Annotated in this window: 14 protein-coding genes; 5 read left to right on the top strand and 9 right to left on the bottom strand. The window is 72.1% G+C overall.

From position 1 onward, the window contains the following. Nucleotides 1–30 precede the first annotated feature (30 nt). The 6 genes from IE237_RS04780 to IE237_RS04755 form a co-directional block, all read right to left on the bottom strand. Nucleotides 31–2,271, bottom strand: coding sequence for an FG-GAP repeat domain-containing protein (locus IE237_RS04780; RefSeq protein WP_189800481.1), 2,241 nt, complete (start codon nt 2,269–2,271; stop codon nt 31–33). A gap of 65 nt (nt 2,272–2,336) precedes the next feature. Next, nucleotides 2,337–4,598 carry an FG-GAP repeat domain-containing protein gene (locus IE237_RS04775; protein ID WP_189800480.1) on the bottom strand — a complete coding sequence of 754 codons (2,262 nt, stop codon included), beginning with the start codon at nt 4,596–4,598 and terminating at the stop codon, nt 2,337–2,339. A gap of 253 nt (nt 4,599–4,851) precedes the next feature. Beyond that, nucleotides 4,852–5,037, bottom strand: a complete 186-nt coding sequence (locus IE237_RS04770) for a hypothetical protein (protein ID WP_189800479.1) — start codon at nt 5,035–5,037, stop codon at nt 4,852–4,854. A gap of 110 nt (nt 5,038–5,147) precedes the next feature. After that, on the bottom strand, nt 5,148–7,373 hold the full coding sequence (locus IE237_RS04765; RefSeq protein ID WP_189800478.1) for an FG-GAP-like repeat-containing protein: 2,226 nt from the start codon (nt 7,371–7,373) through the stop codon (nt 5,148–5,150). Between the two features lie 84 nt (nt 7,374–7,457). Continuing rightward, a complete protein-coding gene (locus IE237_RS04760; protein WP_189800477.1) occupies nt 7,458–7,967 on the bottom strand; it encodes a mycothiol transferase in 510 nt (169 codons plus the stop codon). Between the two features lie 23 nt (nt 7,968–7,990). Then, nucleotides 7,991–8,389: a DnaJ family domain-containing protein gene (locus tag IE237_RS04755; RefSeq protein WP_189800476.1), complete on the bottom strand. Its 399-nt coding sequence runs from the start codon at nt 8,387–8,389 to the stop codon at nt 7,991–7,993. A gap of 154 nt (nt 8,390–8,543) precedes the next feature. Between IE237_RS04755 and IE237_RS04750 the strand changes: the two genes are divergently transcribed. Next, nucleotides 8,544–9,380 (top strand): M23 family metallopeptidase, encoded by an 837-nt coding sequence (locus IE237_RS04750; RefSeq protein ID WP_189800475.1) that lies wholly within the window; start codon nt 8,544–8,546, stop codon nt 9,378–9,380. A 100-nt stretch (nt 9,381–9,480) separates the two neighbouring features. Here the strand turns inward: IE237_RS04750 and IE237_RS04745 are convergent, their stop codons facing one another. Next, nucleotides 9,481–9,684: a cold-shock protein gene (locus tag IE237_RS04745; protein ID WP_041130679.1), complete on the bottom strand. Its 204-nt coding sequence runs from the start codon at nt 9,682–9,684 to the stop codon at nt 9,481–9,483. Nucleotides 9,685–9,944: 260 nt separating this feature from the next. Between IE237_RS04745 and IE237_RS04740 the strand changes: the two genes are divergently transcribed. From IE237_RS04740 to IE237_RS04730, 3 genes are all read left to right on the top strand, one after another. Beyond that, on the top strand, nt 9,945–10,817 hold the full coding sequence (locus tag IE237_RS04740) for a menaquinone biosynthetic enzyme MqnA/MqnD family protein (RefSeq protein WP_189800474.1): 873 nt from the start codon (nt 9,945–9,947) through the stop codon (nt 10,815–10,817). Nucleotides 10,818–11,106: 289 nt separating this feature from the next. Further along, entirely contained in the window at nt 11,107–12,306 is a 1,200-nt protein-coding gene (gene mqnC / locus IE237_RS04735) for a cyclic dehypoxanthinyl futalosine synthase (protein WP_189800473.1), read from the top strand. A 7-nt stretch (nt 12,307–12,313) separates the two neighbouring features. Beyond that, nucleotides 12,314–12,913 carry a hypothetical protein gene (locus IE237_RS04730; protein ID WP_189800472.1) on the top strand — a complete coding sequence of 200 codons (600 nt, stop codon included), beginning with the start codon at nt 12,314–12,316 and terminating at the stop codon, nt 12,911–12,913. Nucleotides 12,914–12,926: 13 nt separating this feature from the next. Here the strand turns inward: IE237_RS04730 and IE237_RS04725 are convergent, their stop codons facing one another. Further along, the gene (locus tag IE237_RS04725) at nt 12,927–13,769 is read right to left on the bottom strand and encodes a hypothetical protein (protein WP_189800471.1); all 843 of its coding nucleotides are present in this window, start codon (nt 13,767–13,769) and stop codon (nt 12,927–12,929) included. A gap of 8 nt (nt 13,770–13,777) precedes the next feature. After that, nucleotides 13,778–14,338 carry a SigE family RNA polymerase sigma factor gene (locus tag IE237_RS04720; protein ID WP_189800470.1) on the bottom strand — a complete coding sequence of 187 codons (561 nt, stop codon included), beginning with the start codon at nt 14,336–14,338 and terminating at the stop codon, nt 13,778–13,780. Between the two features lie 206 nt (nt 14,339–14,544). Between IE237_RS04720 and IE237_RS04715 the strand changes: the two genes are divergently transcribed. After that, nucleotides 14,545–15,237: a demethylmenaquinone methyltransferase gene (locus IE237_RS04715; RefSeq protein WP_189800469.1), complete on the top strand. Its 693-nt coding sequence runs from the start codon at nt 14,545–14,547 to the stop codon at nt 15,235–15,237. Nucleotides 15,238–15,272: the final 35 nt, after the last annotated feature.

The following is a 15,272-nucleotide window of genomic DNA, read 5'->3' as shown; positions in this document are numbered from 1 at the left end:
CTTGCGGGGGAATCGGAAGGTTGTACGAGATCAGGCGACGCTGGTGAACTTCGTGCCCTCGCCCGCGTACAGCGACGTCGACTGACGGCTGAACGGGGCGGTGGTGGAGCCCGTCGAGCGGTAGACGGACGTGCCGGCCGATCCGTACGCGATCAGGTCGGGCCGGCCGTCGCCGGTGACGTCACCGGCGCCGACGAGCTGGGAGAAGCCGCCCCAGCCGCCGCCGATCCTGATACGGGGCGCGAAGGTGCCGTTGCCGTAGCCCAGGTAGAGCCACAGCACGCCCGCGGTGTCGCGGGCGACGAGGTCTCCGGCCGGGCCTCCGGCGATGTTGCCGGTGGCGGTGATCTGGTTGTAGCCGCCCCAGCCGCCGCCGACGCGGACGCGCGCGGCGAAGGGCGCGGTGGTGGAGCCGGTGCCCTTGTAGAACCAGAGGACGCCGGCGGTGTCCGTGGCGAGGAGGTCGGACCGGCCGTCGCCGTTGAGGTCGGAGCCGCCGGCGAGCTGCTTGTAGCCGCCCCAGCCGCCGCCGATCCTCACGCGGGCGGCGAGGGTGCCGTCGCCCTTGCCGAGGTAGTGGTAGAGGGTGCCCGAGCCGTCCAGGGCGATCAGGTCGCCGTGGGAGGTGCCGGCGATGTTGCCGACGGCCTCGATCTGCTTGTAGGTCTGCCAGCCCGTGCCGATCTTCGTCCGGCGGGCGGGCTCGGCCTGCCCGCCGACCGGCCAGTCGAAGAGGTCGTCCCGCCACAGGGCGCCGGAGGCGTCCCGGGCGATGACGTCGGTCGAGCCGTTGTCGTTGAGGTCGTGCGCGTTGGCCTGCCGCACGACCTGGAAGCTGCCGGAGATGCTCGCCGGGCCGCCGATGCCGTCGGTCGGTGCGGCGGTGGCCTTCCAGGTGTAGCTGCCGTTGGGGGCGCTGATGCCGTCCAGGACGCCGTCCCAGGCGTAGGTGAAACGATTCCCCGGCAGGGGGGTGTCCAGGCGTTTGGTGAGCTTCTTGCCCGTGGTGACGTGCGTGAGCGTGAGGTCCACGGTGGCGTTGGCCCGCGACAGGGTCCACTCCATGGGGAGCGTGGTGCCGGCCTTCTCCAGGTCGACGTGGGCGGGGACCTCGGCGTCGGCGAACCGCACGGCCATGACCCGGCCGGTGGTGGCCTCCAGAGCGACCGTCGGGCGGGCGCCGCCGCTGCCGGAGACCCTGAAGATGCCGTCGCCGTCCGGGCCGAAGCCGCGTACGAGCAGGGAGCCGTCGGGGGCGTGGGCCACGCTGGAGAAGTTGTCCAGGACCTTGTACGGCTGGGCGGCCGCGTCGGTGAGGCTCCGCGCGTACAGCGGTCCGGGCGTCTCCGCGGTGGCGGTGCCCGGGACGCCGTAGAGGACCGTGTCCCCGACGATGCCCGCGACGACGGCACGGGTCAGCGCGCCGGTCAGGGGGATGCGGGTGGTCGTGCCGGTGCCGAGCCTGTGCGCGCCGATCTCCGGGCCGCCGTCCTGTGCCGTGCGGACCCACGCCTCCCAGGAGGCGGTGAGGGCGCCGGTGGACGACTGGTCCCACGCGGCGGTGCCCGAGCTGCCGCCCCAGTCGAGGACGGAGCCGTTGGCGACGTTCGACTTGGCGTACCAGTACACGATCCGGTCGGTGGGGATGTACGGCTCGCGGACGCTGCCCAGGACGACGAAGTCGTTGCCGGAGGAGGCGACGACCTTGTAGTCGATGTTCTTGGGGCGGGAGGAGAGCTTGGTCTTCCTGGTGACGCCGTTGGCCTTCGAGAGCTGCCACAGCTCGTGGTAGTCCTCGGTGGTCGCCACGCTGACGAAGAGGTTCTCGTTGACCACGCCGACGAGCTTCGTGGCGCCGGACGGGAATTCGGCCCCGATGTTGAAGGAGGCGCGCCAGGCGCCGCCGTTCTTCATGTCCCGTACGGAGAGGGTGCTTCCGTCGCCCGTCACGAGGAGGTCGGAGTTGCTGTCGTAGCCGACGACGCCGGTGCCGACCGATGTCACCGATCCGTCGGCGTACGCGTGCCACTCCAGGATCGCGGTCCCGGCCTCGTCCTTGCGGGACGTGAGGTAGCCGGTGGTGCCGGCGCTGACGACCTCGGCGTCGACGGGCAGGTTCGTCGCGTCGGCGGCGGCCGTGACTCCGGCCGTGGCGGCCGGCGTGGCGGCGACGGCCGGGACCGTGACGAGGGTCCCCGCCACGGCGGTGACCGTGGAGAGGGTGAGGAGGGCGGCCGCGAGACGACGGCCGGAGGTGCGGGTGTGCTTCACGTTCACTTCCCTTTTCGCTGTTCTCGGAAGAAGGACCGGGGGGTCTCCGGAAGGCGCGGCCGTGGTCAGAAGACCGAGTTGAACGAGGCCGCGTCCGAGTGCACCGAGGTGAAGACGCCCGGCTTGAACGGGCCGGTCGCGCTGCCGGTGCCCGAGTAGAGCCGCGAGCCGGAGGCCCCGACCGCGTACAGGTCGTTCAGGCCGTCGCGGTCGTAGTCGCCGACGCCGACGAGGGAGGTGAAGGAGCCCCAGCCGCTGCCGATCTTCACGCGGGCGGCGAAGCCGCCGTTCCCGTTGCCCTGGTAGAGCCAGAGGACGCCCGCGGTGTCACGGGCGACGAGGTCGCCGTGGGCCGAGCCCGCGATGTTCCCGACGGCGGTGATCTGGTTGTACGCGTTCCAGCCGGCGCCGACCCGGACGCGGGCCGCGAACGCGCCGTCCCACTTGCCCGTTCCCTTGTAGAACCACAGGACGCCGCCGGTGTCGGTGGCGAGGAGGTCGGACCTGCCGTCGCCGTCGAGGTCGCTGCCGCCGGTGATCCTGCTGTACGCGTTCCAGCCGGCGCCGATCTTCGTGCGGGCCGCGAAGGTGCCGTCGCCCTTGCCCAGGTACTGCCACAGGACACCGGAGGTGTCGCGGGCGACGAGGTCCGCGGCCGCACCGCCCGCGATGTTGCCGACGGCCTCCAGCTGGTTGTAGATCTGCCAGCCGGTGCCGATCCGGGTCCGGCCGGTCGAGTAGACCTCCGAGGAGGACGGGGTCTTCACGGTGTCGTCGCGGAACAGCCGGCCCGAGGCGTCGCGCGCGAGCAGGTCCGGGCTGCCGTTGTCCGTGTGGTCGTGCAGGCCCGTCTTACGGAGGACCTTGAAGGTGCCGGTCCGGACGAGGTCCGGTCCGATGCCGTTGAGCGGCTTGGCCCTCAGCTCCCAGACGTAGTCGCCGCTGGGCGCGAAGCCGCCGATGTCGCCGGTGTTCCGGGCGACGAGACCGCCCCAGTTCATGGTGACGGTGCTCGTCGCCTTGACCGGACCGTCGTACCCGGAGAAGGCCAGCTCCGCCTTCTTGCCGGTGGCCACGTGGCGCAGGGTCGCGGTGCCCTGGGCGTTGGACCGGTTCAGGGTCCAGGCGAGCGTCGCGCGGTCGCCGCCGGCGTCGAGGTCGACCGTGCCCGGGACGAGCGTGGACGTGACGGCGAGCTGGGTCGGCCTGCCGGTGGTGGCGACGAGGGAGGCGACCGGGGTGCCGGTCGCGTCGGCGGCGATCCGGTAGACGCCCTCGCCACTCGCCACCGAGCCGCCGCGCACGAGGACGGAGCCGTCGGGGGCCGTCGCCATCGAGTCGACGTGGTCGAGGAGCCTGACGTGGCCGGTCGGGTTGCTCAGGGAGCGGGCGGTCAGCGGGTACTGCGCGGACGGGTCGGTGGCGCTGCCGCCGCCCGGCTGCGCGGTCACCGCCCAGCCGCCCACGAGGGCGACGTCGAGCCCCGCCCCCTGGGTCGTCACGCCGAGCGGCACGGTGGTCCGGTCGCCGCCGCCGCGCGGGACGGTGACGAGCTGCGCGGAGGTCCCGGTCGGGTTCTCGACCCAGGCGAACCGGTCGGCCGTCAGGTAGACACCGCTCCGGGGCGCCTTGGTGCCGACCTGGACCGTCTCCTTGATCTCGCCGGTGGCGAGCTCGACGGCGGCGAGGCGGTACTCGGCCTCGGCGCCGGTGCCCTGCCGGTACTGGATCAGCACCGTGTCGGCGGCGGTGGCCGCGACGCGTACGTCGCGCGCGTCGGCCGGGAGCGGCACGTCACGGGTGGTCGGCGAGGTCGACCAGCCACTGGCGCGGCTCATGAGGAACGCGTCGAGCGCCCCGTCCCTGTCGACGGCCGTCATGACCAGGGACTGCCCGGACACCCCGGCGAGGGAGTAGCGGGAGTCGCCGTACGTCATCCCTATCGGCTGGGCGCCGGGATCGGCCATGTCGTACAGCGTGTAGCCGGACTGGGCCTCCTTGCGGCCGACGACGTAGTCCGAGCGGCCGCCGGCGTAGTGGGTCCGGGCGTCCAGGATCTTCGTGGTGCCGTCCGCGTAGCTCGTCCACCGGTACTCGGTCGTGTAGTCGTTGAGGCTCCGGCGGCTCAGGAAGCCGGTGCTGCCCGCGCTGACGAGGTGGATGTCGTCGGCGATGGTGATCGCGGCCGCGGCCGCGGTGGCGGACGCGCCCACGGGCGCGGGGGCGGCGGTCGCCGGGGTGACGGTGAGGGCCGCGCCCGCCGTGAGGGCGAGGACGACGGTGACGGCGGCCGTGAGACGGCGCCGGGGAATGCGGTTCAGAGACACGTACGAGTCCTTCGAAGGAGGGAGGAAGGACGGGGCGCGGCTGTGGCGGCGCGCCCCGGTGGTGCGTCTGTTTCGTGTGACGCCGTGTGACGCCGGGAGACGCCGTGCGAGGCCGGGAGACGTCGGAGGCGTCGGAAGGCGTCAGGACACGCCGGAGGGCGCGCCGTGAGACGCCGTGAGGCGTCGGAAGGCGTGCCGGAGAGGCGGAGAGGCGGAGAGGCGCCCGGGAGGCGTGGCGAGGCCTCGGGAGACGTCAGGCGGCGGGGCCGTACGGGCCGGTGGCGCCCTTCGGGCCCTCGCCGGACGCGGGTGCCGCGAAGGCGTCGCGGAGCGTCACGACCTTGACGGCGACGACGGATCGGGCGCCGCCCCCCGTCGGGAAGACGGTCTTCGCCGCGGCCGGGCCGTGGGTCGGGTGGGTGATGCGTGCTGCGTTCAAGGTTTTCCCCCGTGAGAACCGAACGTCGCACACGCGAGCGCGTGTGCGACGTTCGGTCAGACACCCGAGAGGATCAAGAGGTTGTACGCCGGACGGCCGAAAACCTGTCCTTACGCGAAGTGGTCGTAGGCGTTCCCGTACTCCCGGAGCACACCGATCTCCGCGCGCGGGCGGAACGGTGCGCTCCAGGCGCCCGTCCCCCGGTGGAGGAACGCGGTGCCGCCGGGCCCCGCCGCGTACAGGTCGGGGCGTCCGTCCCGGTCGACGTCGCCGACGCCCACGAGGTGGGTGTAGGTGTTCCAGCCGCTGCCGACCTTGGTGCGGGCGGCCAGGGTGCCGTCGCCCTTGCCGAGATGGAGCCACAGGGTGCCGGAGGCGTCGCGGGCCAGGAGGTCCCCGGCGGGCCCGCCCGCGAGGTCGCCCGTGGCGACGATGTCGTTGTAGCCGCTCCAGCCGGTGCCGATCTTCCGGCGCGCGGCGAACGGAGCGGTGTCCACTCCGGTGCCCTTGTACAGCCAGAGGGCGCCCGAGGCGTCGGTGGCGACGAGATCGGGCCGTCCGTCCCCGGTCAGGTCGCTGCCGCCCGCCAGCCGGTTGTACGTGCCCCAGCCGCCGCCGATGCGGCCGCGGGCGGCCAGGGTGCCGTCCCCGCGGCCCTTGTACAGCCACAGGACACCGGAACGGTCGCGGGCGACGAGGTCGCCGGCGCCCGAGCCGCCGAGGTTCCCGGTGGCCTCGATCTTGTCGTACGCGCCCCAGCCCGAGCCGACGAGGCTGCCCTCGTGCTCGAAGAAGGAGCCGGGGAAGTCCTCCGACGGGATCAGCTCGCCGAACCGCAGCCGTCCCTTCGCGTCACGCGAGATCACGTCGGGGGAACCGTTGTTGCTCCCGGCGAAGTCGTGGGGCGCGGTCCTGCGCACGAGCGTGAACGAGCCGGTCTTCGTCAGCGTCGGCCCGATGCCGTTGCGCGGCCGGGCGTCGATCCGCCAGGTGTACGCCCCCGCCGGGGCGCCCGACGGCATGGCCGGGTCCCCGTTCCGGGCGACGTCCCCGCTCCAGGTGAACCGGACGAGGTGCGGGCCGTCGTCGTACCCCGGGGTCACGTCGTGCCGCTTCGTCACCCCGGTCTTCGTGTGGCGCAGGGTGACCGTCAGGTCGACGTTGGTCCGGGACAGGCTCCACGCGAGCGGGATCCGGCCGTCGGACGCCCGCGGGGAGACCGTGGCGGGCACGTCGCTGCCGAGCAGCGTGACCTTCGTGGGCTCGCCCGTGGTCGCCACGAGGGTGGCGGCCGGCACGCCGTCCGTGCCCGGCGCGACGCGGTACAGCCCCTCGCCGTTCGTCACCGTCCCGCCGCGCGCGAGCAGCGCGCCCGCCGGGTCGACGGCGGAGGAGGTCAGGTGCTCCAGGACCTTGCGGGTGGCCCCGGTCCTCAGGTTCCGCGCGGTCAGCGCGTACAGCGGGTCCGTGCGGACGGCGTCGAGCCCGTCGCGCTGCGCGTACGTCACCCAGTCGCCGACCAGACCGAGCGAGATGTTCTCGGAGCTGCTCAGCGGGATGCGCTGCGGAGCCTTCCCGGTGCCGCGCTCGACCACGAGCAGCGACGACCCCTCCACCCAGGCGACCCGGGTGGCCGAGACGGCGAGTTCGCCGTCCCAGTTCTCGGGCGCGGGACCGACCTGCCGCTTCTCGGTGACGGCGGCCGTGGCCAGGTCGACCAGGGCCCAGTTCCACACCTGTCCCTTGCCGGCGGAGGTCTGGTACCTCAGCAGCCCGTGCGAGGCCGTGCCCGCGACGACGTACGCCTTGCCGGAGAGGGCGGGCAGCCCGCTCACGGTCCGCGTGGTCGAGGTGCCGTCGGCCGCCACGGTGACCAGGCTCATCCCGGCGCCGGCGCGCGCGAAGACGTTCCAGCCGACGGAACCGGAGAAGGCCGTGGCGCCGGAGGGGAGGGCGACGGAGACCTGTCGGCCCGAGACCGTGTCCAGCAGGTCGAGGCTGTTCGGGCCCCGGAGCGACAGCACGTCGGAGGCGAAGGACGGGCGTACGACCCGCAGGTTTCCGAAGGAGGTCGTCGTGCCGCCCGCGTACGCGTGCCACACCTGACTGATGCCCTGGCCGTCACCGGTGAGCGTCAGGAACCCGGTCCGCCCCGCGGCGGCGACGGTCCCCCCGCGGGGGAACGGCACGACCGCCTGCGCGCCGGCCTCCGCCGCCGCGGCGGAGGGCCCGGCGGCGGTCGCCGGAACGGTCAGAGCACCCGCGCCGAGGGTGAGGGCCAGGACGGTCGTGACAGCGGTGACGAGCCGCCGGCGGGGCGTGCGTACAGCATCCAAGGGGTTCCTCCGGGAGACCGAGCGCCCCGCACTCGCGCGCGAAGCGCCCGGTCAGACTTCCGAGGAGGCCCCGGGGTTGTACGGCTACCCCCGCCGCTCCACCACGCCCCGCACGTACGCCGCCTGGCCCGCGTGTTGGAGGTCGTCCGCGATCACCGACACCAGGCGGACGCCCAGGGTGACCGGCGGGTCCCAGGCGGTGTCGACGACACGGTCCAGGTCCGCGTTCGTGACCGCGCGGACCAGCTCCTCCGTGCGGGCGTGCACGGCGTCGTGGTAGCCGAGCAGCAGCTCCGCCGGGGCGCGGACCTTCCCGGACTGGGCGCGCGACTGCCCGTAACCGGTGGCCGCCGGCGGGAACGGCAGGCCGAAGCGGTCCCGCCAGCCGTCCGAGGTCCACAGCTGCTCCGTGCCGAAGGCGTCCGCGAGGTGGTCGTCCTGGATGCGGGTGAGGTGCCAGACGAGCCAGGCGACCGAGTTGGCGTCGGGATCGATCCGTACGGCGAGCTCCTCGTCCGTCAGCCCCTCCACGGCTTCGTGGACGACCTCACGGATCCTGCCGAACGAGTCGACCAGCAGACCGGCGCTGTTCATGGGGGCTCCTCGGGGTCGGGGACCTACGGACGCTCCTGCCGCCACCGCTCCACGGCCGCCTCCACGTCGAACGGCCTCAGGTTCAGCGGGGGACCTGCCGGCGGGCGGACCAGGGCCTCGGCGATCTTGGTGTTGATCTCCCCGAGGATGCGCCGGACCTGGCTCTCCGAAACGGCCGCGGCCACCGCCGCCTCCGCGTCCTCGGCCTCCTTGCGCAGGGCGAGGGAGGGCGGCAGGACGGACGCGCCCTCGCGGTGCATCTTTCCCTTGATCCACCACAGCTCGTCGTACGGGGCCGAGTCGTCCGGGAGGGGCTTGCCGAAGCCGGACAGGCTCCGGAAGTCGCCGCGCTCCGCGGCTTCGCGGATCTGTTTGTCGACGAACGACTCGAAGCTGACTCCGGGCGGCTTGCGTTCGGTCATGTGTCCAGACTACGTAAGCGCCGCGGTACGGGTGTGGTCCTCGCGGGCTACTGCGACACGCGATCTTCCGGCACTCTGTGGTCCGTTCAACGCGCGTCGACCCTTGCTCCGCCCATGTTCCGCCGATCCCCGACCCCCCCGTACCGGAGGACGCATGCGTGCACGGATCACCCCCCTCGGCACCCTCCTCGCGCTCGTCGCGGGCCTGCTCACCGCGCTCGTCACCACCACCCCCGCCCAGGCCGCGCCGCTCTTCAAGGCGCCCTACCCCTGCGGGCAGACCTGGACCTACAGCCACCACTCGGCCGAGGTCCGCCAGGCGCTCGACTTCGTCCGCTCGGACGGCGGGACCACCGCCGGCACCCCGGTCCTGGCCTCGGCGTCCGGCACCGCCCGCCGCTACTCCCAGCCGACCGGCGCCGGGAACTACATCGTGATCGAGCACGGCGGCGGCTGGAAGACGTACTACTTCCACCTCAGCGCCTACTCCGTCGCCGACGGCGCCCAGGTCGCCCAGGGGCAGCAGATCGGCACCACCGGCAGCACCGGCAACAGTTCCGGCGCCCACATCCACTACGAGCAGCTCTACAACGGCGTCGGCCAGAGCATCGTGATCAACGGCGTCTCCCTCGCCCCCTACCCCGGCTCCTACGGCTCCAAGTCCCTGACCAGCGACAACGGCTGCTCGGGCGGAGGAGGCGGAAAGTACTGGGTCGACACCTTCGCCCAGGCCACCGGCTACGCCCAGGCGAACACGAACGACCCGCAGGGCCTGCTGAACGCGGGCACGAACTACGTGTACTGCAAGGTCTGGGGCGCGGAGGTCCGCGACGGCTCCGGGAACTACAACCACTGGTGGCTGCGGACCGACCTGGACACCGTGTACGCCGGGAAGAACGGCAACGGGGCGTACGTGTCCGCGTACTACCTGTCCCGCTGGGGCGACGACGAGGCCCGCGACAACAACGGGACCGTGATCCCGGACTGCTGAGGCGCCCCGGAAAAGGCAGGAGCCCCGCTCGTGCCGTGAGGCACGGAGCGGGGCTCCTTGGGTACTGCTCTAGTCGTGCGTGTCCGCCGACCCGGGCAACTTAGGCCGGGGAGACGTTCTCCGCCTGCGGGCCCTTCGGGCCCTGCGTGACGTCGAAGGTCACGACCTGGTTCTCCTCGAGCGAACGGAAGCCGTTCGCGTTGATCGCGGAGTAGTGGACGAAGACATCCGGGCCGCCGCCGTCCTGGGCGATGAAGCCGAAGCCCTTTTCAGCGTTGAACCACTTCACGGTTCCGGTAGCCATGAGCCCTCCTATGGGCCAAAGGGTCGCCCTGCTCCAGAACCTGAAACAAGTCTGAAAACTACAAAAGCCTGCGGGTCACATGCTCCGCAGGCTCTGTACTGCAAGGGAAACCAAACTGCAACTTGCGTTGAGCGTAGCACGCAGGGTGCTCGGGGCGGTAGAGGGAAAGATCACGTCACTCGCATGTTTGATTCCGTTCCGTGTGCTGACGCGCGTGCCCCGCCGATGCCCACAGTGCGAGACGGGTCTAGCCTCGCGATGTGGACAAAGCAACCGACGACCAGCAGCGCAGCCGGCCCCGCGTCGGACACATCCAGTTCCTGAACTGTCTCCCCCTCTACTGGGGTCTGGCCAGGACCGGGACGCTCCTCGATCTCGAGCTCACCAAGGACACCCCGGAGAAGCTCAGCGAGCGGCTCGTCCGGGGCGACCTCGACATCGGGCCCATCACCCTCGTCGAATACCTCCGCAACGCGGACGGCCTGGTCGCGCTCCCGGACATCGCCGTCGGCTGCGACGGTCCCGTCATGTCCTGCGTGATCGTCTCCCAGCGGCCCCTGGAGGAGCTCGACCGCGCGCGCGTGGCCCTCGGCTCCACCTCCCGCACCTCGGTACGCCTCGCCCAGCTGCTCCTGGCCGAGCAGTACGGGGTCCAGCCCGACTACTACACCTGCCCGCCGGACCTCGGCCTGATGATGCAGGAGGCGGACGCCGCCGTCCTCATCGGCGACGCCGCGCTCCGGGCCTCCCTGCACGACGCGCCCCGGCTCGGCCTCCAGGTCCACGACCTGGGGCTCATGTGGAAGGAGTGGACGGGCCTGCCGTTCGTCTTCGCCGTGTGGGCGGTGCGCAAGGACTTCCTGGCGCGCGAGCCGGAGACCGTCCACGAGGTCCACCAGGCGTTCCTGGCCTCGCGCGACCTCTCCCTCGAAGAGGTCGCCAAGGTCGCCGAGCAGGCCGCCCGCTGGGAGACCTTCGACGCCGAACTCCTGGAGCGGTACTTCCGCACCCTCGACTTCCGTTTCGGCCCCGAGCAGCTCGCGGGAGTACGGGAGTTCGCCCGCCGGACCGGCCCCACGACCGGCTTCCCGGCGGACGTCGCGGTGGAACTCCTGCCGCCCCCGGCGCGATAAGCCGCGGAGCCGCGCGGAATGGTGCGGGAAAGAAATACCGGTAGGCCCTCCCGCGCGCCGGGCGGGCCTTTCCGGACACCGACCGGGAATGCGGCCGCCCGCCCCGGCCGCCGGTAATGAGCCGCGCCCGCGACGCACCCGGAATTCACCGGATATTCGCCGGACTCCCGCCCGCCGCTCGCCCTCCCCGGACTCGGGCGGCCGCCGAACCGCACCCTGCGGAAGCGGCGGAGAGCCCTGGCGTAGGCTGGTTCGGTCGATCAGAACCCCTCCGAAAGGGACGCACCCGGTGACCGAGAAGGCCGAACTCCAGTCTGTTCTCGACCGCGCCGCCGCGGGTGGCCGGATCACCCCCGAGGAGGCGCTCGACCTCTACCGCTCGGCGCCCCTGCACGCGCTGGGCGCCGCCGCCGACGCGGTGCGCCGCCGCCGGTACGCGGGGACCGAGCACATCGCGACGTACATCATCGAGCGGAACATCAACTACACGAACGTCTGCGTGACGGCGTGCAAGTTCTGCGCGTTCTACGCCGCCCCGAAGGACACCAAGAAGGGCTGGACCCGGGACCTCGACGACATCCTGCGCCGCTGCGCGGAGACCGTGGAGCTCGGCGGCACCCAGATCATGTTCCAGGGCGGCCACCACCCGGACTTCGGCGTCGAGTACTACGAGAAGCACTTCGCCGCCATCAAGAAGGACTTCCCGCAGCTGGTCATCCACTCCCTCGGCGCCTCCGAGGTCGAGCACATGGCCCGCATCTCCGGCGTCTCCGTCGAGGAGGCGATCACCCGCATCCACGCCGCCGGTCTCGACTCCTTCGCGGGCGCCGGCGCCGAGCTGCTGCCCGAGCGGCCCCGCAAGGCGATCGCCCCGCTGAAGGAGAGCGGCGAGCGCTGGCTGGAGATCATGGAGATCGCCCACAAGCTGGGCGTCGAGTCGACCTCCACCATGCTGATGGGCACCGGCGAGACCAACGCCGAGCGGATCGAGCACCTGCGGATGATCCGTGACGTGCAGGACCGGACGGGCGGCTTCCGGGCCTTCATCCCGTACACCTACCAGCCGGAGAACAACCACCTCAAGGGCCGCACGCAGGCCACGCTCTTCGAGTACCTGCGGATGATCTCCATCGCCCGGCTCTTCCTCGACAACGTCGCCCACATCCAGGGCTCCTGGCTCACCACGGGCAAGGAGATCGGCCAGCTCACCCTGCACTACGGCGCGGACGACCTCGGCTCGATCATGCTGGAGGAGAACGTCGTCTCCTCGGCGGGCGCCAAGCACCGCTCCAACCTGCGCGAGATGATCGACATGATCCGCACGGCGGACCGCGTCCCGGCGCAGCGCACCACGACGTACGAGCACATCGTCGTCCACGACGACCCGGCGAACGACCCGGTCGACGAGCGCGTCGCCTCGCACATCTCCTCCACGGCGATCGAGGGCGGCACGGCGCACCCCGAGCTGAAGCTCCTCGACGCCAACTGACGCGCGCGTGCTGACCCTCCACGTCGCCGAGGCGACGCCCGAGAGCGCCGTCCTGGTCGACGGCGCCCTCGTCGCCGCCGTCGGCCCGTACGAGGACCTGGCCGCGCTCCGCCCCGAGGCGCGGGTGCGGCGGTGGCCCGGCATCCTCACGCCGGGACTCCTCAACCCGTACGCGCCCGAGCTCCTCGAGGAGACGTACCACCCGGACCCCCGGGAGGCCGCGGAGTTCGGCACCGAGCCGATCACAGGCGAGCGGGCGCGGGAGATCTTCCGGGCCGACCCCGCCCGCCGCGGTGCCTCCGCGCGCCGCGGTGTGCAGCGGCTCCTCGCGCACGGGACGGTCGCCGTCGCCGGCGAACTGCGCGGCCGGGCCGCCGTGGACGCGGTGCGCCGGGCCGGTCTCGCCGTCGGGCAGCGCCCCGCCACGATGCCCGGACCGCCGTCCCTCTCACCGAGCCCGCTCGTCCTGCTGCCCCGCCCGGCACCCGGCGGCCCGGCTCGGTTCGCCGTGTTCGACGTCCCGGACCGGGCGACCCTGGTCCGCCTGGGCCCGTCCACCTGCGTGGCGACCGTTCTGGGCGGCCGACTGGTGTTCCGGCGGCGGTAGCCGAGCCGGCGCCTCAGCCACCCACGACCGGAGGCGGCAGTTTCCCCTCGACCGGCTTCACGTCCGTGTCCCGCAGCAGATCGAGGAAGCGCGGGTCCTTGACGACGACCAGGAGCTGTCGCGGTGTCACCGGCACCTTCCCGGCGTCGGAATCGACGCCGAGCGCGACACGGCTCCGGCTGTACAGGAAACGCAGGTACGACGAGGACTGCGAGTCCTGCGCGCCTCCCCCCGACGAGAAGAGCTGAGCCTCACGGTTCGTGGCGTACGTCAGCGTCGTGACTTCGCAGACGTAGTGCCGCTCCGGAAGGCTCACGCACGGTACGGTGCGCTTGTCGGCCGGCCGTACCGACACCGTCATGCGGAAGGTCTCGCCGCCCGCCTTGATCCGGTACACGCTCACCTCGTCCTTCACCGGCCGGATCTCGGTCACCGTCGGAGGCAGCAGCTCGTCGAGCAGCGCCGCCACCCGCTGCTGGTGGGCCGCGCGGCGCTCGCGCTCGGCCTCGGACAGGTTGTCGGGGTTGTCGGGGTTGTCAGGCGATGTGGCACCCGGGGTCTGCGTCACGACGACGGGCGGGTAGCTCCTGCTCGGCTGAGCGCTCGCGCTCGCACCGGGCGACGACGGCGCGACGGCGGGCATCGTGACGTCCGTGTTCGATCCCGGCAACAGCGTGAGCCCCAGCGCCCCCGCCGTGATCGCACCGAACGCGGTCGTGACGATCGCGAGCCGGGCCCGGACCCGGCGTCTGCGGCCCTCGCGCACCGCGAGCGGGACGAGGTCGGGGAGCTGGGGAAGGCCGTCCGCCGTCCGGTCCATGGCCGCGCGGAGCAGGGTGATCTCATCGGTGTCCACGGTGGACCTCAGCTTCCTGTGGAGTAGAGCCACGCGTCGCCCAGGCGTGCGCGGAGTCGGACGAGCGAGCGCGAGCACTGGCTCTTGACGGTGGCCTCGCTGCACCGCAGCTGGGAGGCCACGGAGGCCACGCTCTGGTCGTCCCAGTAGCGCAGGACGACCATGGCGCGGGCCCGCGGCGGCAGTTCGGCGAGCGCCGCGAGCAGGGTGACGCGCAGGTCGGCGTGGTCGGCGGAGGGCGCCGGGGCCATTCCGCCGGTCCGGGTGAAGGCGAGCAGATCGCGCAGCCTGCGCCGTCGCTCGGCCAGGAAGATGCGGGTCAGCACCGTCTTCGCGTACGCGTGCGGATGGTCGGCGGTGCCGACGCGCCGCCAGTGCTGGTACAGCCTGGCCAGCGTGGTCTGGGTCAGGTCGCGGGCGGCCTCGGGGTCGCCGCAGAGGAGGTACGCCGTGCGGTACAGCCGCTGCTGTCCGGCGCGGGCGAACTCCTCGAACCCGGCGACCGACCCGTCGGCTGCCTCCCACGCTCCGTCGGCCGCCTGGCGTCTCACTTCGGTCGGTACCGCCATCACACTCCCGCTTTCCTTGCCACCGGTGGCGGCCGTTGTCATGTACCTCATCCCTCCTTGAGCACGCTCGGGCCCAAAAGGTTGAAGCGGTACCGGCGGGTTTTTCGCGGCCGTCCGGTCCAGCGGGCCCGCTGAGCCTCCACGGGGGCCCCGCCTGCCAGAATGGGCGGGTCCGCCCCTTCCCGACACTGCGAGGCCGAACGCCAGTGACCCGCGCATCCCTGGACAAGCAGCCGCACGAAGTCGCCACGATGTTCGACGATGTGGCGGCGAACTACGACCTGACCAACGACGTCCTCTCCCTCGGCCAGGACCGGCGCTGGCGCAAGGAGGTCGCGAAGGCGGTCGACGCGCGGCCCGCGCAGAAGATCCTCGACCTGGCCGCCGGGACCGCGACCTCCTCGCAGCCGTTCGTGAAGGCGGGCGCGTACGTCGTCCCGTGCGACTTCTCCCTCGGGATGCTGCGGGTCGGCAAGAAGAACCACCCGTGGATGCCGTTCACGGCGGGCGACGGCACGAAGCTGCCGTTCCGGGACGACGTCTTCGACGCCGTCACCATCTCCTTCGGGCTGCGGAACATCCAGGACACCGACCAGGCGCTGCGCGAGCTGTACCGCGTGACGAAGCCCGGTGGCCGCGTCGTGATCTGCGAGTTCTCGCACGCCACCTGGGCGCCCTTCAGGGTCGTGTACGAGGAGTACCTGATGCGCGCGCTGCCGCCGGTGGCCCGCGCGGTGTCCTCCAACCCCGATGCGTACGTGTACCTCGCCGAGTCCATCCAGTCCTGGCCGGACCAGCCGACGCTGGCGGGCCTGCTGCAGAAGGCCGGCTGGTCGAAGGTGGCCTACCGGAACCTGTCGGGCGGCATCGTCGCCCTGCACCGGGGGTTCAAGGCGTGACCTTCACGGCTTGACCTTCAAGGCGTGACCTTCAC

The organism is Streptomyces tanashiensis (assembly GCF_014648895.1).
In the GTDB taxonomy this organism is placed as follows: domain Bacteria; phylum Actinomycetota; class Actinomycetes; order Streptomycetales; family Streptomycetaceae; genus Streptomyces; species Streptomyces tanashiensis.
This window is presented reverse-complemented; position numbering and strand designations above follow the sequence as displayed.